General features: G+C 68.9%; 17 protein-coding genes. 9 read left to right on the top strand and 8 right to left on the bottom strand.

Annotated elements, in window-relative coordinates:
• Positions 1–2,028, bottom strand: a complete 2,028-nt coding sequence (locus tag ASG60_RS06820) for an ATP-binding protein (RefSeq protein ID WP_056384665.1) — start codon at positions 2,026–2,028, stop codon at positions 1–3.
• Between the two features lie 295 nt (positions 2,029–2,323).
• On the opposite strand from ASG60_RS06820, the gene trpA reads away from it, so the two are divergent.
• The 4 genes from trpA to ASG60_RS06840 all read left to right on the top strand — a co-directional run bounded on the left by trpA (position 2,324) and on the right by ASG60_RS06840 (position 6,574).
• Positions 2,324–3,184 carry a tryptophan synthase subunit alpha gene (gene trpA, locus ASG60_RS06825; RefSeq protein WP_056384667.1) on the top strand — a complete coding sequence of 287 codons (861 nt, stop codon included), beginning with the start codon at positions 2,324–2,326 and terminating at the stop codon, positions 3,182–3,184.
• Positions 3,185–3,239: 55 nt separating this feature from the next.
• Positions 3,240–4,142, top strand: coding sequence for an acetyl-CoA carboxylase, carboxyltransferase subunit beta (gene accD, locus ASG60_RS06830; RefSeq protein WP_056171294.1), 903 nt, complete (start codon positions 3,240–3,242; stop codon positions 4,140–4,142).
• A 24-nt stretch (positions 4,143–4,166) separates the two neighbouring features.
• Positions 4,167–5,492 carry a folylpolyglutamate synthase/dihydrofolate synthase family protein gene (locus ASG60_RS06835; protein ID WP_056264067.1) on the top strand — a complete coding sequence of 442 codons (1,326 nt, stop codon included), beginning with the start codon at positions 4,167–4,169 and terminating at the stop codon, positions 5,490–5,492.
• A 200-nt stretch (positions 5,493–5,692) separates the two neighbouring features.
• Positions 5,693–6,574: a porin family protein gene (locus ASG60_RS06840; RefSeq protein ID WP_056171252.1), complete on the top strand. Its 882-nt coding sequence runs from the start codon at positions 5,693–5,695 to the stop codon at positions 6,572–6,574.
• A gap of 138 nt (positions 6,575–6,712) precedes the next feature.
• Here the strand turns inward: ASG60_RS06840 and trxA are convergent, their stop codons facing one another.
• Positions 6,713–7,033 carry a thioredoxin gene (gene trxA / locus ASG60_RS06845; protein ID WP_056088302.1) on the bottom strand — a complete coding sequence of 107 codons (321 nt, stop codon included), beginning with the start codon at positions 7,031–7,033 and terminating at the stop codon, positions 6,713–6,715.
• Between the two features lie 545 nt (positions 7,034–7,578).
• On the opposite strand from trxA, the gene ASG60_RS06850 reads away from it, so the two are divergent.
• Positions 7,579–8,862 carry a PQQ-dependent sugar dehydrogenase gene (locus ASG60_RS06850; RefSeq protein ID WP_056171250.1) on the top strand — a complete coding sequence of 428 codons (1,284 nt, stop codon included), beginning with the start codon at positions 7,579–7,581 and terminating at the stop codon, positions 8,860–8,862.
• 21 nt (positions 8,863–8,883) lie between these two features.
• Here the strand turns inward: ASG60_RS06850 and ASG60_RS06855 are convergent, their stop codons facing one another.
• The 3 genes from ASG60_RS06855 to ASG60_RS06865 all read right to left on the bottom strand — a co-directional run bounded on the left by ASG60_RS06855 (position 8,884) and on the right by ASG60_RS06865 (position 10,617).
• Positions 8,884–9,822, bottom strand: a complete 939-nt coding sequence (locus ASG60_RS06855) for an ABC transporter ATP-binding protein (RefSeq protein ID WP_056384669.1) — start codon at positions 9,820–9,822, stop codon at positions 8,884–8,886.
• 18 nt (positions 9,823–9,840) lie between these two features.
• On the bottom strand, positions 9,841–10,101 hold the full coding sequence (locus ASG60_RS06860) for a hypothetical protein (protein WP_056171246.1): 261 nt from the start codon (positions 10,099–10,101) through the stop codon (positions 9,841–9,843).
• A 195-nt stretch (positions 10,102–10,296) separates the two neighbouring features.
• Entirely contained in the window at positions 10,297–10,617 is a 321-nt protein-coding gene (locus tag ASG60_RS06865; protein WP_056171245.1) for a hypothetical protein, read from the bottom strand.
• 231 nt (positions 10,618–10,848) lie between these two features.
• Between ASG60_RS06865 and ASG60_RS06870 the strand changes: the two genes are divergently transcribed.
• Together ASG60_RS06870 and ASG60_RS06875 are read left to right on the top strand one after the other, a co-directional pair.
• Entirely contained in the window at positions 10,849–11,496 is a 648-nt protein-coding gene (locus ASG60_RS06870; RefSeq protein WP_056384701.1) for an HAD-IA family hydrolase, read from the top strand.
• A gap of 476 nt (positions 11,497–11,972) precedes the next feature.
• A complete protein-coding gene (locus ASG60_RS06875) occupies positions 11,973–12,233 on the top strand; it encodes a hypothetical protein (protein WP_082478993.1) in 261 nt (86 codons plus the stop codon).
• Between the two features lie 103 nt (positions 12,234–12,336).
• Here the strand turns inward: ASG60_RS06875 and ASG60_RS06880 are convergent, their stop codons facing one another.
• The 3 genes from ASG60_RS06880 to argH form a co-directional block, all read right to left on the bottom strand.
• Complete coding sequence (locus tag ASG60_RS06880; RefSeq protein WP_056264072.1) at positions 12,337–13,029, bottom strand: hypothetical protein; 693 nt, start codon at positions 13,027–13,029, stop codon at positions 12,337–12,339.
• 106 nt (positions 13,030–13,135) lie between these two features.
• On the bottom strand, positions 13,136–13,468 hold the full coding sequence (locus tag ASG60_RS06885; protein ID WP_056384671.1) for a hypothetical protein: 333 nt from the start codon (positions 13,466–13,468) through the stop codon (positions 13,136–13,138).
• A gap of 104 nt (positions 13,469–13,572) precedes the next feature.
• Positions 13,573–14,961: an argininosuccinate lyase gene (gene argH, locus ASG60_RS06890; RefSeq protein WP_056384673.1), complete on the bottom strand. Its 1,389-nt coding sequence runs from the start codon at positions 14,959–14,961 to the stop codon at positions 13,573–13,575.
• A 51-nt stretch (positions 14,962–15,012) separates the two neighbouring features.
• Here argH and ASG60_RS06895 point away from each other — a divergent pair, with 51 nt between their 5' ends.
• Both ASG60_RS06895 and ASG60_RS06900 read left to right on the top strand, forming a co-directional pair.
• Entirely contained in the window at positions 15,013–15,645 is a 633-nt protein-coding gene (locus tag ASG60_RS06895) for a TlpA disulfide reductase family protein (RefSeq protein WP_082531652.1), read from the top strand.
• A gap of 415 nt (positions 15,646–16,060) precedes the next feature.
• Positions 16,061–17,749 (top strand): methyl-accepting chemotaxis protein, encoded by a 1,689-nt coding sequence (locus tag ASG60_RS06900; protein ID WP_056384705.1) that lies wholly within the window; start codon positions 16,061–16,063, stop codon positions 17,747–17,749.
• The last annotated feature ends 110 nt before the right edge of the window (positions 17,750–17,859 follow it).

The raw sequence follows: 17,859 nt of genomic DNA on the forward strand, positions 1-17,859 counted from the left end.
TCAAGCCGCGGCCGACCGCCGTTCGAGCAGGGCCGGCAGCGCCCTCAGGTTGAGGGGTTTGGCAAGGAAACCGTCGAAGCCGGCGGCTCGGGCCGCCAGCTCGTCGTCGCGCCCCGCATTGGCCGTGAGCGCCACGAGGTGAAGCGGCCCGCCTTCGCGCGAAGCCTCGAGGGCACGGATGCGCCGGGCGGTCTCGAGGCCGTCGAGACCGGGCATGCGGATGTCGATGAGGGCGAGATCGAACGCTCCGCCCTCGGAGAAGAGTGCCACGGCTTCGAGCCCGTCGCGCGCCGGAACCACCGTGGCGCCGAGGCGCTCCAGAGCTTTCGTCGCCAGGAGGGCGTTGATGGGGTTGTCCTCCGCCAGGAGCACGCGCGGGCCCGACGCGGCGACCCGTGGAGGCGCGGCGGCCGACGGTCCTTCGCCCCCCCCGATGGGCCGTGCCGGCGCCATCAGGCGGTCGAACAAGGAGCGGGCGCGCACGGGCTTGACGAGATAGCTGTCGAAGCCCGCCGCGCCCGGAGACCCGAATTCGCGTCGGTCGAAGGGCGAGAGCAGGACGAGACTGCAGCGCACGCCCCCGGCCTTTGCGGCCTGAGCGAGGGTCCGTACGGCGGCGTCGCCGAGGGAGCGGTCGGCGATGATCGCGTCGAAGCCTGCGCCGGAAAGAGCTGCGAGCCCGGCCGCTTCGGTGTCCACCACAGTGGCATGGGCGCCCACCCTGGACAGCCGACGGGCGAGGAACGGCGCCTGGAACGGTGAGGCTGCCACGATCAGCACCGTGCGCCCGTGGAGGCATACAGGCGCCGCGACGGGATCCTCGGTCCCGGCGGCCTCCAGGGGCAGGAGGGCGGTGAAGCGGCTGCCCTGGCCCAGCGCCGACTCCGCCTCGATCCGGCCGCCCATGCGGGCGACGAGGCGGCGGGTGATGGCGAGCCCGAGGCCGGTACCTTCGTGGCGTCGGCTGGCGCTGCCGTCGCCCTGCTCGAACTCTTCGAAAAGAAGGGGAATCCGCTCCGATGGGATGCCCGGCCCGGTGTCGCGAACCGTGAGTGCGACATGGTCGTCCTCCCGCCCGATCTCGATGCCGACGCCGCCCGTCTGGGTGAACTTCACGGCGTTGCCCGCGAGGTTGACGAGGATCTGACGCACGCGGTCCGCGTCGCCGATGACCATCGGGGCGACATCCTCGGCGATGTCGAGGGCAATCTCGATGCCTTTGTCCTGCGCCCGCGGCGCGAGGAGCTCGACCACGCCCTCGGCGAGAGTTGCGAGGTCGAAGGGTGCGGCGGCGAGGTCGAGGCGGCCCGATTCGATCCGCGAGAAGTCGAGGATGCCGTCGATGAGCGACAGCAGCGCCTTGCCGGACGTCCGCACCGCCTCGACGTAGGTACGCTGTTCGGCGTCGAGCCCGGTGTCGAGAACCAGGTCGGCCATTCCGAGGATGCCGTTGAGCGGCGTGCGGAACTCGTGGCTGACGGTGGCGAGGAAGCGGGATTTGGCGACGTTGGCGGCTTCCGCCCGGGTCAGGGCCTCGTCGAGGGAGCGGGCGGATTCGATCCGCTCGGTGATGTCGGAGCCCGCATGCAGCCACTGGGTCTCGCCCGTGGGACCGGCCACCGGCATCTCGATGATGGAGAACCAGCGCGGCGGGCCGGTCACGGGGGCCAGCCGCCGCTCGACCCGGCGCACGCCGTCCGGACGTTCCTCAACGGGGCCGTGCTCCAGGCAGGACGCCTCCAAGGTCGAGCCCACGAGGGCGAACGCCTCCGCGCCGACGAGGCGCCCGAACCCGGCATTGGCGAAGGTGATCCGCCCGAGGGCGTCGCGCTGGACGACGATCTCGGTGGTCGCCTCCACGAGGGCCCGGTAGCGCTCCTCGCTCTCCGTGATGCGCTGGATGCGGGCCTGGAGGTGCTCGACCTCCGCACCCTCCACCGCCGGCATCCCGTGCCGGCGCAGCAGGACGACCAGCACGAAGGCCCCGGCCAGGACGGCGAGGATCAGCGCGAGGGTCTGGCTGGTCATGCGTTTCCCCCGGTGCGGACGGACCGACCCGTTCGCAGCGCAGAGGAACGATGCCAGCCGGGGTTGAACGCCGGCTTTCGAAAGGCGGTTAAGCGTTCCTTGCCAGGCGACGCGCGAATGCGGCTGCTTGGCGGTCGATCCACCGCCGTCCGTTTCCCGGGCGGACGAACAGGGCGGTGCCCGCGGCCTTTGGCGCCATCGGATCGCTCGCGCTTCACGGGCCCGCCCCGATGGTGTAGGCGCGACGGCTCATCCGTGAGCCCGATCCGGGCCGGCCGCGAGAGCGCAAGCGCCCATGACCGTACCAAGTCCCGTCACCGGTTCCGCCCCGACCCGCATCGAGGCGACCTTCGCCCGCTGCCGTTCGGAGGGGCGCGCGGCCCTCGTCACTTACGTGATGGCGGGTGACCCGGACCCGGAGACATCCTTGAAAGTGCTTCAGGCCCTGCCGGAAGCGGGGGCCGACATCGTCGAATTCGGCCTGCCGTTCACCGATCCCATGGCCGACGGCCCCGCGATCCAGGCTGCGGGCCTGCGAGCGCTGAAGGGCGGCCAGGGTGTGGCCCGCACCCTCGACCTCGTGCGCCGCTTCCGGGAGAGCAACGCCGGCACGCCCGTGATCCTGATGGGGTACTTCAACCCGATCCACACCTACGGCGTCGACCGCTTCCTCGACGATGCGGTGACGGCCGGCATCGACGGCCTCATCGTCGTCGACCTGCCGCCCGAGGAGGATGACGAACTCTGCCTGCCGGCACTCGCCAAGGGCCTCGCCTTCATCCGGCTCGCCACGCCGACCACGGACGAGAAGCGCCTGCCCGCCGTCCTCGCGAACACGGCCGGTTTCGTCTATTACGTATCGATCACCGGCATCACCGGGACGGCGACCCCGGATTTCGGCGAGGTGGCCGATGCCGTCGGGCGCATCCGGCGCCACACCGAACTGCCCGTCGTGGTCGGTTTCGGCGTCCGCACGGGGGCTGACGCCGCCGCCATCGCGCGGGGTGCCGACGGTGTCGTGGTCGGCTCCGCCCTGATCGACGCCCTCCGGGGCAGCCTCGACGGCGAGGGCCGCGCGGGGGCCGGAACGGTCGAGGCGGTGAGCGCCGTGGTGCGCGATCTCGCCGAGGGCGTGCGCCGGGCGGCCCGGGCTTGATCACCGGACAGGGTCTGATCACCGAATTCGCGAAACCAAGGACGGCATCACGATGATGGTTGAGCCGATGAACTGGATCTCGGAGGTCGTGCGCCCCAAGATCAAGACCCTGTTCAAGCGCGAGACGCCGGAGAATCTCTGGGTCAAGTGCCCCGATACCGGGCAGATGGTCTTCCACAAGGAGGTGGAGAGCAACCACTGGGTCATTCCCGGCTCCGAGCACCATCTCAAGATGAGCGCCCAGGCGCGCCTCAAGATGATGTTCGACGAGGGCACCTGGATCGACGTGCCCCTGCCGGAGGTCGCCGCAGATCCGCTCAAGTTCCGCGATGAGAAGCGCTACGTCGATCGCCTCAAGGACGCGCGCGCCAAGACCGGAATGCCGGACGCCTTCAAGATCGGCTTCGGTCGGGTCGGCGGGCTGCCCATGACCCTGGCGGCGCAGGATTTCGCGTTCATGGCCGGGTCCCTGGGTATGGCGGCGGGCGAGGCCTTCGTCCGAGGAGCCGAGACGGCCCTCGACAAGCGCACCCCCTACATCCTGTTCTCGGCGTCCGGCGGCGCGCGCATGCAGGAGGGCATTCTCTCCCTCATGCAGATGCCGCGCACCACCGTGGCGATCCGCCGGCTCCGGGCGGCGAAGCTCCCCTACATCGTGGTGCTGACCAACCCGACCACGGGCGGCGTTACCGCTTCCTACGCCATGCTGGGCGACGTCCACCTGGCCGAGCCCGGCGCCTTGATCTGTTTTGCCGGCCCGCGCGTCATCGAGCAGACGATCCGGGAAAAGCTGCCCGATGGGTTCCAGCGCTCCGAATACCTCTTCGCGCACGGGATGATCGATCAGGTCGTGCACCGGCACGCCCTGAAAGAGACGATCGCACGCCTGTGCGGCCTCCTCATGAAGCAGGACGCTCCCACTTCGCCCCGGACGGCCCCCGCGGCTGATCCGGCCTGAGCCTCAGCGACGCGACGCACGCCCATGGATTCCTCCGACGCGCTCATGGCGCGCTTCCTCGCCCTGCACCCGCGCACGATCGACCTCTCCCTCGGTCGTATCCAGCGCCTGCTCGAACGCCTCGGCCATCCGGAGCGCAAGCTGCCGCCGGTGATTCATGTCGCCGGCACCAACGGCAAGGGTTCGACCATCGCGTTCATGCGGGCGATCCTGGAAGCCGGGGGCCTTGCCGCCCACGTCTACACCTCGCCCCACCTCGTGCGATTCCACGAGCGCATCCGCATCGGCGCGGTGGGGGGCGGCCAGTACGTGCCCGAGGATCAGCTCGCCGACGCCCTCGCCCGATGCGAGGCCGCCAATGCCGGCGAGCCGATCACGGTGTTCGAGATCACCACCGCCGCCGCGTTCCTGCTGTTCTCGGAGACGCCCGCCGACGTGCTTCTGCTGGAGGTCGGACTGGGTGGGCGCGTGGACGCCACCAACGTCATCGACCGGGTGGCCTGCGCCGTGGTCACCCCGATCGGGCGCGACCACGCCGAGTATCTCGGCGACACCGTCGAGGCGGTGGCCACGGAGAAGGCCGGCATCTTCAAGTCCGGCTGCCCGGCGGTGATCGCCGCGCAGGACTACGTGGAGGCCGATTCGGTCCTGTGCCGGCTGGCCGACGCCGTCGGGGCCGATCCGATTCGGGTCGGCAACCAGGATTTCTCCGTGCATGCCGAGCGCGGGCGACTCGTGTTCCAAGACGAGGTCGACCTGTTCGACCTGCCGCGCCCGCGCCTCAACGGCCGGCACCAGCTCACCAATGCGGGCACCGCCATCGCGGCCCTGCGGGCGGCGGGCTTCGGCGATATCGGGATCGCCGCCATCGAACGCGGCCTCGACACCGTCGATTGGCCGGGGCGGCTGCAGCGGCTCAACCGTGGTCGCCTGTCCGAACTCGTGCCGGAGGGGGCGGAGCTTTGGCTCGACGGCGGCCACAACGTCGACGGCGGCCGCATCCTCGCCGCCGCCATGGCGGATCTCGGCGAGCGCAGCGACGTACCCCTCGTTCTCGTCGTCGGACTGCTCGGGACGAAGGACGCAGAGGGCTTCCTGCGCAACTTCGTGGGCCTCGCCCGCACCCTGATCGCCGTTCCCATCGCCGGGCAGATGGCGGCGCGGCCGGCCGACGAGGTGGCGCAGATCGCCGTCGAGGTCGGCCTCGATGCTCATGTGGCGTCCGGCATCGAGGCGGCCCTGGAGAGCCTGTGCGCCACGGCGTTCGAGCGGCCGCCGCGCATCCTCATCTGTGGCTCCCTCTACCTTGCCGGGGCGGTCCTGACCGCCAACGGGACGCCGCCGGTCTGAGAGGATCACGGGAGTTCCGACGCGCCGGCCGACGGGGAAACCGGTCGGGATCGGGATCTCGCGGCGCCCGCCAGGATGCTCTGTCCCTCACCGGCCTGGCCGCTATCGGCCCCGCCAGTGTGGCTCCAACGCTACATCTTGGCTGTGGAAAGTCGGTTAGCTTGCCCTTCGATCGGGCAACTCGCTGGGGATCATAAAAAATGAAAAAGCTTCTGACGTCTTTCGCAGCCTTCACGGCTCTCACGGCTGCCGCCACGGCCGCCGACCTTCCGCGCCGCGCCGCTCCGCCGGTGTTCGTGCCGGTGCCGGTGTTCACCTGGACCGGCTTCTACGCCGGTTTCAACGCCGGTTACGGCTTCGACGCCGGTAACGACGTCGCCACCCCGGCCGTCGTCGCCACGGGCGCTTCGGGCATCTTCCGCGCTCCCGGCCTGGTCGGCGGCAACGGCGCTGTGATCTACAACAACAGCCGCTCGCAGGAAGGCTTCACGGGCGGTGGCCAGATCGGCTACAACTACCAGTTCACGCCGGGCTCCGGCTTCGTGATCGGTGTCGAGGCCGACGCCCAGTACGTCGACTTCGGTCGTGACCGCAACCGCGTCGCCGGTTTCGTCGGCACCCCGAACCCGGATCTGACGTTCGTCAACCCGAACGGCATCTCCAGCCTCGACTACTTCGGCACCGTGCGCGGCCGTATCGGTTACGCCTTCGACCGCGTCCTGTTCTACGGCACCGGCGGCTTCGCCTACGGCGCCGGCAGCGCCGAGCGTTCGTTCGGCGGCTTCCGTGGCAACGACGATTTCCGCACCGGCTACGCTGCCGGCGGTGGTATCGAGTACGCTCTCCCGACCGACTCCTTCCTGAACTTCTTCCGCTCGTCCGCCGTGACGCTGAAGGTCGAAGGTCTGTACGTGAACCTCGATCGCACCGCCGCCAGCAACGTGTTCGCCGTGTCCAACAGCACCGGCCTGCAGTTCCGCACCGGCACCCCCTACGCTACCGCTACCGGCGGAACGCGTGGCCGCGACACCGAGTTCGCCGTCGTCCGCGCCGGCCTGAACTACAAGTTCGGCTCGTACTAGGCCGTAGAACTTCCGGTATCCGGAACTTGGGAGGCCCGGCCGCAAGGCTGGGCCTTCTCTGTTCGGGGCCGAGACGACGGACAAAAAAGCCCGGCGCGCGAGCGCCGGGCTTTCGGTTTCCAGTGGTCAACGGCGCGCTTAAGCGCTCGCCTGAATCCAGCGCGAGAGATCGCCCTTCGGCGCCGCGCCGACTTTCTGGCTGGCGAGTTCGCCATTCTTGAAGATCAGCAGCGTCGGGATCGAACGGATGCCGTACTGCGCCGCGATGCCGGGGTTCTCGTCGACATTCACCTTGGCGATCTTCACCCGCCCCTGGAGATCGGTTGCGATCTCCTCGAGGGCCGGGCCGATCTGCCGGCAGGGACCGCACCACTCCGCCCAGAAATCCACCACGACGGGCTCGACGGACTTGAGAACGTCCTGCTCGAAACTCGCGTCGGTCACTTTCACCGTCGCCATCTTTGTCCCTTTCGTATGCCTTCGCGCCGGAGCGCGTCCCGTCCGGGTCGGGCGGGTGCGCCGCATCATCGGCGGCGCTTCGTCACGAGACTTGGCAATGCTGGGTCGGGCGGTCAAGGCGGTGCGCGCCGTCCGCAGGGCAGCACACCGGCCGCCTCACGCGTTGTCCACCGACCCGAACGCTCGCCTCCACCGAACCTTGCCTCCTCGAACCCCCGCCTCCCCGAATCCCTGCCTCCCCGAATCCCTGCCCCCCGAACAATGTCGGAGGCGTGGGCTCGTTTGCCACTCACGGCAGGCTCCGGGCGACGCACCCTCGCGAAAGGCCGCGCTCCGTCACCCGGCGGGACTCGCCAAACTGCCCCTCTGGCCCCATGTGCTCTCTACTCGTGCGCGCTTCGGCAGCCGGACGGGAGCGTTCGGCTGCCCCGTTCGTGGGGCGGCTGGACATGGTAGGATCCAGTCTCGGCAAAGTCAGGCCACGACAAGACCCGATTGCGATAGGACCGGACACGGCATCTCGCCGCCATGGAGGACAATCCGACGTGAAGCGCATCTCCCAGACCCTGCTCGCGACCCTCGCCCTCGCCGGTCCCCCCTTGGGCGCCATCGCACAGGAGGCGGGCGGTACCGCACCTCGGCAGCCACGGGTCGAGGGCGAGGCCTTCACTGCGCCGACATCCGACGCCGCCGGCACGACGCCCGCCGAGACCGAGGCACCCAACACGACCTATAAGCCGCTTCTGCCGAACCAGACCCGGGCGCCGAAGCCCGCCGAGGCCACCAAGGTCAAGACGGAAACGGTGGCCAAGGGCCTCGACAGTCCGTGGGCCCTCGAGTTCCTGCCCGACGGCCGCATGCTGGTCACCGAGAAGGGCGGCACCCTGCGGATCCTCTCGAAGGACGGCACGCCCGGTGCACCGATCCCCGGCGTGCCGAAGGTCGATGCGAAGGGCCAGGGCGGTCTTCTCGATGTCGCGCTGAGCCCGAGCTTCGTCGCCGATCGGTTGATCTATTTCAGCTATGCCGAACCGCGGGAGAAGGGGAACGGCACGACGGTGGCTCGCGCCAAGCTCATCGAGGACAAGGGCGTCGCTCGCCTCGACGAGGTGAAGGTGATCTTCCGTCAGATGCCCACCTATGACGGCGACAAGCACTTCGGCTCGCGTCTCGTCTTCGCACCGGACGGCAAGCTGTTCGTCACCGTGGGCGAGCGCTCCGACAAGGGCCCGCGGGTCCAGGCCCAGGATCTCACAAGCGGCCTCGGCAAGGTCTTCCGTATCGACACCGACGGCAATGCCGCCAAGGACAACCCGTTCACGGGCGGCGAGAAGGCCAAACCCGAGATCTGGTCCTACGGGCATCGCAATGTCCAGTCCGCCGCCCTCGACCCGCAGGGGCGGCTCTGGACCGTCGAGCACGGTCCGCGCGGCGGCGATGAACTCAACCGGCCGCGACCCGGCGTGAATTACGGCTGGCCCGAGGTGACTTACGGCATCGAGTACTCCGGCGAGAAGATCGGTGAGGGCAAGACCCAGGCGGGCGGCACCGCCCAACCGGTCTATTACTGGGACCCGGTGATCGGCCCCTCCGGCATGGCGCTCTACACCGGCGACAAGTTCCCGGCCTGGAAGGATGCCTTCCTCATCGGTGGCCTCTCCAGCGGTGGCCTCGTGGCGATCAAGCTCGACGGCGACAAGGTGGTCACCGAGGAGCGCATTCCCCTGGGTGAACGCATCCGCGACGTGAAGGTCGGGCCCGACGGTGCGGTGTATGCCGTCACCGATGGTGCCGGTGGCAAGATCCTGAAGCTGACGCCGGGCACCTGAGGCCGCGCGAAGCCCGCCGGGTTAACCGGCGGGCGCCGAGGCGGCGCGGATGGCCGCGAGACTGAGGCTCGACGGCTCGTCCAGCCCCGCCACGCGGACGTGATCGGCACCCGTTTCCAGCATGAGCGAAAGAGCATCGCGCACGGGAGCATCGTACGCGATGACCGGCCCGTCCTCGCTGGATCCAAGCCGGGCGAGATCACCGACGTCGAGGCCGGCGAGACGCCGGAGGGCCCGGTCAGGCCCGACGAAGTCCGCCACGAACTCGTCGGCTGGTCGTGCGAGCAGACGATCGGGCGTATCGGCCTGGACGATGCGGCCAGCCCGCATGAGGACGATCCGGTCTCCCATTCGAACGGCCTCGTCGAGGTCGTGCGTCACCAGGATCACGGTCTTGTTCAGGCGCTTCAGTATCGTGCCGATCTCGGTCTGGAGGCGACCGCGCGCCACGGGATCGACGGCGCCGAAGGGTTCGTCCATGAGCAGGACCGGCGGATCGGCGGCCAGGGCCCGGGCGACGCCGACGCGTTGACGCTGCCCGCCCGAGAGTGCGTCCGGCCGGCGGCCCCGGAATTCGTCGGGATCGAGGCCGACGAGGTCAAGCATCGCGTCGATACGCGCGGCGGTGCGAGTTTTCGACCAGCCGAGAAGCTCGGGCACGGTCGCGATGTTGCGGGCCACGGTCCAATGCGGGAACAATCCGACGCCCTGGAGCACGTAGCCGATGCGGCGGCGCAGGCGGATCGGCTCGATGCCGGAGAGAGCCTCACCCGCGAGGTGGATGGTGCCCGCATCCGGCTCGACCAGCCGGTTCACCATCCGCAGGGTCGTCGACTTACCGCAGCCCGACGGGCCGATGAGCGCGCAGGTCTCGCCCTCCGGAATCGTCAGGTGGATGGCGTCGACGGCGGGGCGGGCGGCATCCGCAAAACGCTTCGAGACGCCTGTGAATCGGATCATCCCGTGTCGCCTGCGCCGTCAGCAGCCCTTGCAGATGGACCCCATGGTGGTGCGCATCTTCGAATCCCATGCCTTGTCGCGCGTCGCGGCTGCGCGCTGCGCCTTGGCCATATCGGCCTCGGTGTTGGCACGGGTGAACGGTGCGTTGCCGGCCCGGCCCGGCGGCTTGGTGACGCCGGTGGCTGTCACCGTGCGGCCACCCGGCGCGGCTGGCGCCTGGGCGACGGCGGCGGCCGCCAGCAGCGGCAGGGCGAGGGCGGCAACGAGGAGGCGGAACATCGAGATGACCCTAGATCCGTAGGATGTGACGCACGGCGATCCCGCGCGCGGCGATCCACCCGCGAGCGAACGCACGATCATAAGGCCCGCCCCATCGCGCGCAAACGTTGGGCCGTCTGCGGCGTGCGCGACGGCACGTGGCTTGGGGGATTAAGGGGCTCGTCCGAGCGCGAATGCCGAGGATCGATCTTCGCCTCAAGACCGGCTAAGGAAACCAATGGGTTCGCGGCCGGGCTGGCCGAGCCAGAGCAGGACCGCTCCGAACCCCAGACCGAGGAGAGCGGCCGGGGCCAGGGTGAGGGGAAGTACCAGGATCTGCCAAAGCCAGGGGGCTACCCCCTCGACTGCCCCCTGGAGCGCGCTCGCCCGATCCTTGAACAATGTGAACAGCAGATCACTCAGGCTCGTCATCCGCACGCCGTTGTTGGCGATGGACCGGGCACCGTCATAGACGAGGCCGACGAACCCCCCTGCGAGGAGAACGAGGCCGAGGAAGCGGCTGAGGAAACGAAGCATCGCACCCGGTCACACCCGCCGGCGTCGCGCCGGCCGCTGCCTGAGTACGAGCGCCCGACTTCCCGTGCAAGGTCCCGGCGATCCGGGCGTCGAGAGCCGCATTGCCGTGCCTGTCTCGCACGTGCGAAACCAGCGCCGCCGCCCGGGGGACCCGCCTTGATTCAACAGACTTCGACCGAACTCGCTCGGACCGAACCGACGCGCACCGATCCGCATGCCACCCTCGCGCTCGTGATCTTCGATTGCGACGGTGTGCTGGTGGACAGCGAGCCGATCAGCCTCGCTCGCCTCACCTTCGGACTCAACCGCATCGGTGTGCCCATCGACGTCGACACCGTCCGCGTGCGCTTCGCCGGTACGTCGATGGTCTCGATCATGGCGCATATCGTGCGCGATTACCCCGTCACCGTACCGGACGACTTCGTGGATGTGGTCAAGGCCGACACCCTGCGGGCCTTCGACGAAGGCCTCACGGCGATGCCCGGCGTAGCGCTGGCCATTTCGGGCCTTTCCCTGCCGCACTGCGTCGCGTCCAGCAGCGATCCGGTCCGCCTGTCTCATACCCTTGGACTGACGGGCCTGCTGCCCCTGTTCGGGAACCGGGTCTACTCCTCCACGATGGTGGCGCGCGGCAAGCCGGCGCCGGACCTGTTCCTCCATGCCGCCGCCGCCATGGGCATCCGACCGGGCGCCTGCCTCGTCGTCGAGGACAGCGTGCCGGGCGTCCAGGCGGCCCGGGCGGCGGGCATGCGTGTCGCAGGCTTCGTCGGCGGCGGTCACTGGGCCCACGACCGCACGGGCGCCGATCTCATCGCCGCCGGTGCCGCGCGGGTGTTCACCGATTTTTCGGCGTTTGCGGAGGTGGTTGCCACCGCCTGACGCCCAACCGAAGGAAGCCATCGTGCGGGACCCCGTTGGAGGCGCATCCTGCCACGTTGGACCATGCATTCGAAAGATCGATCCGTTGACGAATAGGCCGCCGCACAGCATCTTTGGGGTGTTCGGCGGCGGATTTCACCGCCTCTGCACCGCGGTGATTTGAAGTGTGTAGCTTGCGCCGCGTCACCAAACGCTAAAGCACTGCGATGCGCCCGCGCCTCGTGGTCCTTGCTCGATGAGGATGACTTGCCGTGCTGACTGTATTCCTACCTCGGTCTTACCTGAACACCCGCGATTGCTGTCGACGCTGACCACACAATGGACCGTCCCGCAATGCGAAGTCCGGCCGCGCGCCGGCATCAGGAATTTCCGATCCCATGTCATATCATCACGCTGAAACCACCGCCCTCGCCCTGAATCGCCGTCCCGCCGTTCCGCCGCTCACCGAGCTGCAGGCCATCCGGGCTCGCAACGAACTGCACGTCGATCGGTCGCTCCGCGCCGCGCGAGTGCCCGCGCCGACGCGAGTCATCGAGATCGGAGAGGTGACGGCCGGAATCGCGGTACCGGAGCATGGCGGCGTGCGATTCTTCTCCTCGCAGCGCGATTTCGACCCCCTCGACGGGACGGTGTTCGGCAGCGTCGAGCAGGCGGCACGCGCCGCGCGCGAGCGGTTCCGGGCCCGGTCGGGTGCGCGGGGCCGCCCGGTGCAGGACAGACGCCTGCGCGCCGTCTGAGACGCCCGCACGCGATCGAAACGGAACGCCGTGCCCTTTCGGAGGCGCGGCTTTCCCGCGTCGAAGTTCGCGTGCTCAGTAGCGCCTGTTCACAAGTGCCCGTTCACTTGCACTCGTCGCGGGTGCGCTTCATGGCTTCGTTGAAGCCTGCCAGAGCGTATTCGTCGCTCGTCGGATTTCCCTTGAGGGACGTGGTTCTGACCTGAAGCTTGGCCGTGCGGGCCATCTCGGTGACGACGCGCGCTTCCTCGGCCTGGTTCTGCAGCCAGGCGTTGTTGTCCTTGGTCACGAGGCCGTAGCGCGTGGCGCCGAGGTGGATCGCCGGGTCCGTCGCGGCCGCGCCGGGTTTGGCGGCGCCACCTGCCTGACTTCCGGCGGGCTTGGCCGGGAAGCCCAGCATCACCGCGACCTCGTTCTGGATGTTCTCGGCCTTGCGAACGGTGACGAACAGGTAGGCCGTGTCCCGCTTGAGGGTTTTGGGCGAGCGCGTCGTCGGCTGGGCGATGGCGTAGCAGACCCGCGTCCTGCCCTGCCCGCTGGCGAAGACGTTCCAATCTCCGAAGATCGCCACGGGGGTCGCCTGCTGCATTCCCGGCGCCGACACGGGCTTGGCCGTGCCCTTCGCGTCGCGCGTACGGCGGCGCTTGCGTGGGGATTCGGCTTCCTCGGGAGCCGCCTCCTGCGCCTGGGCGACGCCGGCGCCGAGGGGCGATCCGGCGCCGGTCAGGGCGGTCGGCCCGCACAGGAGGGCCGTCGAGAGCCCGAGGATGAGGCAGCGGCGGACGTCGAGGTGCATGGGGAAACCTTGTGGGACGCGCGGGCATCGGACCGGACTGCTCGACCGGTGCGATGCTCCGGCGCTCTGCCTTCGCATCGATGTTGTTTGGGTCCACGGCCGGCCCTCAGGACGCGTGGGCCTCGATGGCAAAGCTGGGGACCGGCATCGCGGCCATCGGAACGTCGCGGCCAGGCATCGGCCGTTCGAGGGGGATGGTCTGCGCCTGAGCGATGGACTGGACCGGAGGCGGCGACGGCACCGGAGCGGTGATCTGCACCGTCGGTAGGCGGCGCGGCTTCGGATCGTTATACGGCGTGTTGTAGCATTTGCGAACGGAGGCCCAGAACGCGGCACGCTCGGCCTCGCCGAGGCGAGCCAGGGCGACGTCGATGCGGTCCGTGGCCTGCGCCGCGAAAACGGGGGTGTCGTCCGGCGTAATCCAACTCTCGACGGGCATGCGCGCGATCTCCGAAGGGCTCGGGCCTGATCTAGGCAGGATCACATAGCTGGGCCGTGAACGCCACGCGTCACCGCCCAGCTTTTTTCGTGCGGGCCGGGTTCTCAGGCGTCTTTCCCGAGTTGTTCGAGCCAGCGCGTGGCCTGGGCCCGCACATTGTCCGGGGCCGTCCCACCGTAGCTCGTGCGGCTCGACACCGAGTTCTCCACGCCCAGGACCGCATAGACCGCGTCGGTGATCCGCGGCTCGGCCGCCTGCATCTCGTCGAGGGTCAGCTCCTCGAGGCCGATGCTCCGAGCGGAGGCAGTCCCGACGAGGCGACCGGTGACGTGGTGGGCCTCACGGAACGGCAAGCCGAGTTCCCGCACGAGCCAATCGGCGAGGTCCGTGGCCGTGGCGTAGCCGGAGCCGGCGGCGCGCGCGAGAACGGGGGCGTTGGGCTCCAAGTCGCGCACCATGCCGGTCATGGCGGCAAGACACAGGGACAGGGCCTGGAGGGCGTCGAACGTACCCTCCTTGTCTTCCTGCATGTCCTTGGAATAGGCGAGCGGCAGGCCCTTCATCACGACGAGAAGGCCCGTGAGGGCGCCGATGACGCGTCCGGATTTGGCCCGGACCAGTTCGGCCGCGTCCGGGTTGCGCTTCTGCGGCATGATCGACGAGCCGGTGGTATAACCGTCCGACAGGCGCACGAAATCGAACTGTGCCGAGGTCCACACCACGAGTTCCTCGGCAAAGCGCGAGAGATGCACGGCGCAGATCGAAGCAGCGGCGAGGGATTCGAGGGCGAAGTCGCGGTCGGCTACGGAATCGAGGGAGTTCGCCGTCGGCCGGTCGAAACCCAGGGCCGCGGCGGTGGCGTGCCGGTCGATGGGGAAGGACGTACCGGCGAGCGCGGCGGCACCCAGAGGACACTCGTTGAGACGGGCACGGGCATCGCGGAACCGGCCGCGGTCGCGCGCCAGCATCTCGACATAGGCGAGGCAATGGTGACCGAAAGTGACCGGTTGGGCCGATTGCAGGTGGGTAAAGCCCGGCATCACCGTACCAGCATGGGCCAGCGCCTTTTCGGCCAGCGCCCGCTGGAGGCCGGCGGCCTGAATGTCGAGGCCGTCGAGTGTGTCGCGCACCCACAGCTTCATATCGGTGGCCACCTGATCGTTGCGGGAACGCGCCGTGTGCAGCCGCCCGGCCGCCGGGCCGACGATCTCGGTCAGCCGGCTCTCGACGGACATGTGGATGTCCTCGAGTTCGCGCTTGAACACGAAGCCGCCGGCTTCGATTTCATCGCGCACGGCCTTGAGACCGTCTTGAATCGCCGCCACATCGGCGGCAGGCAGGATGCCGGCCTGCCCCAGCATCGCCACGTGCGCCAGGGAGCCGCGGATGTCCTGGGGCGCGAGGCGCTTGTCGAACCCGATGGAGGCGTTGATCTCCTCCATGATCTCGGCGGGGCCGCTCGCGAAGCGCCCGCCCCACATCCGGTTGCTCATGCTGTCCCTGATCCTTCCAGTCGCCCCGCCTGCCAAGCCCGAGACGCAACGATGATGCCCGGCGCCCGCTTCACACTGGCCGCCGGAGCCATCCTCGTCGCCGCGCTCGGCGCGGGGCTTGCCGTATACGGGACGGGCTCGACCGGCGGCAACTCCGCCGCGCCCTGTGCAGGTTCCGCCGAGGCGGCTGGCCGGATCGCGCCGCTGGCGCGCGGCCAGGTGGCCGCCCTGCAGGTCTCTCCGAAGCCGGTTCCCGCACCCGCCCTGGCGTTCAAGGGGCCGGACGGCACCGAGGCCACCCTGGAGGGGATCAAGGGCCTCCGGCTCGTCAACCTGTGGGCGACCTGGTGCGCGCCGTGCAAGGCCGAGATGCCGGCCCTCGACCGGCTGCAGGCGCAACTCGGCGGCGCCGATTTCTCCGTGGTGGCCATCAACATCGACACCCGCAACCTCGACGCACCGCCGGCCTGGCTGACCCAGAACGGCATCGCCGAACTCACCTACTACGCCGATCCGGGCGGGCGCGTCCTGCCGGCGATCCAGAAGGCCACCGGGTCCCTCGGCCTGCCGACGACCCTTCTGATCGATGGCGCCGGTTGCACCCTCGGGGTTATGAAAGGGCCGGCCGAATGGGACAGCGCCGATGGATTGCGGCTCATCTCGGCGGCGTTGGGGCGCGGGTAAGGGCATCGGAGCGGGGGGCGTCCCGTCGGGCCGCCCCTCTCGCGCGTCGCGATCGCGGCGTGGCGGCAGGCACCGGATTTTTGAACGGGAGTTCGCCGATCAACTCGCCGTTGTAAAAGCCACTCGAAATCATCGAGATGGTGTTCGCCGACGTCATTCGAGGAAATTGGGTGGGAAATAGACTCTCGCCCAATCATCCAGGTTGTAAATCTTCGAAAATTCCAAACTAACAAGGATTTCTGCGTCCTTAGTTATCTGAGTGCGGGAATTCGATCACGTATTGATGCCGATTATTGGATCGACGGGAATGATTGCTGAATTTTTCTTGTAAGACATTCGTCTCAACAAGTGGAGAACTTATTTAACGTTCTGCAGGCATCGTTTGTCGGTTCACCATCAGTATGGCTCGCGCATCATGTTCCTCGGCACATTGTCTATCCGGACGAAGCTGTTCCTGAGCTTCGGCCTCGTATTTCTGCTCGTCGCGGGAATCGGAGGCTCGGCACTCCTGCAATTGCACGCCGTGAACACCGTCGCACGCGAGATGCGCGACGAGCGCCTGCCGAACATCCAACTCCTCGGCAAGATCCAGGTCCTGGTCCTGCGGACCCGTACCAACGGAGCCCGGGTGATCACCGCCGATACGCCCGAGCTGCGCGCGGAGATCCTCGCGACCCTGACCAAGCGCGAAGCCGAAATGACCACCCTCCAAACCGCATTCGAAGCGCGGTCGAAATCACCGGAGGCCGAAGCCCTGACGGCGGCCTTCCGGACGAGTTGGGTCGCCTACAAGGCGTTGCAGGCCTCCGTCATCGCGCACGTGAAGGCCGGAGAGACCGCCACGGCGCAACGCATCTACAACACCGACATGTCGACGGGGGTGAATCTGGTGCTCGGCCCCCTGCAGAAGATGGCCGAACTCGAGGAGCGCGAGGCGAGCGTGAGCGGCGCCCATGCGCAGGACACCTACGACACGGCACTCCTCACCACCCTGATCCTCGTCGGCGTCGCCTTGGTGATCGCCGGTGGCGCCGCCGCCGGTCTCGCCCTCGGCGTGAGTCGGCCCCTGCGCCGGATGACGGAGACCATGGGCCGCCTCGCTGACGGCGACACCGGGATCACCGTTCCGGGCGCCGGTCGGGGCGACGAGATCGGCGCGATGGCGAGCGCCGTCCAGGTGTTCAAGGACAACATCATCGCGACCCGTGTCCTCGAGGAGGAATCCCGCCTCGCCCGCCTGGACGCCGAAGCCCAGCGCCGGTCGGCGACCCTCGGCCTCGCCGATCGGTTCGAGGCGGCGGTGGGCGGCATCATCGCGCAGGTGAGCGCTGCGGCGACCGAACTCCAGGCGACGGCTGGCAGCCTTTCTGCCACGGCCTCCGAGACCGCGGAACGCTCGACGGGCGTGGCCGCGGCATCGGACGAAGCGGCCAGGAACGTCACGACCGTCGCCGCGGCCGCCGAGGAGCTCGGCTCCTCCGTCGCGGAGATCGGCCGGCAGGTCCACGGGTCGGCGAAGCTGTCGCGCCTCGCCGTGTCCGAAGCGAGCGAGACCGCTGCCCTGGTGCGCGACCTCAGCGAGACGGCGGCCCGCATCGGCGATGTGGTCGCGCTGATCTCGACCATCGCGGGCCAGACCAACCTCCTGGCGCTCAATGCCACCATCGAGGCGGCACGCGCCGGCGAGGCCGGACGGGGCTTCGCCGTGGTCGCCTCGGAAGTGAAGGAACTCGCCAACCAGACAGCCCGGGCCACCGACGAGATCACCGGTCAGATCGGCCGGATCCAGGCTTCGACGGGTCAGGCGGTCACGGCCATCGCGGGGATCACGACCCGCATCCGCGAGATCAGCGACGTCGCGAATTCCATCGCGGCGGCCGTCGAACAGCAGGGCGCCGCGACCCAGGAGATCGCCCGCAACGTCAGCGAAGCCGCCGCCGGAACCGGGGAGGTCACCCGCAACGTAACCGGCGTCGCGATGGCGGCCGAGGAGACCGGCGCCGCCGCCGCGCAGGTCCTCTCCTCCGCATCGGAACTGTCGCGCCAATCCGAAGATCTCAGCGCCCAGGTGTCCCACTTTCTCGCCACGGTGCGCGCCGCCTGACGCTTGATTTTCTTTGAAAGAGCACGATCCGGCGACGGCCCGGCATCCATCCGGATCGCATCCGAGCACTCCCGGTTTCGATGCCCGTCTCATACGAACGGTGACCTTCT

The sequence above is a fragment of the Methylobacterium sp. Leaf469 genome (assembly GCF_001424745.1).
Classification (GTDB): Bacteria; Pseudomonadota; Alphaproteobacteria; order Rhizobiales; family Beijerinckiaceae; genus Methylobacterium.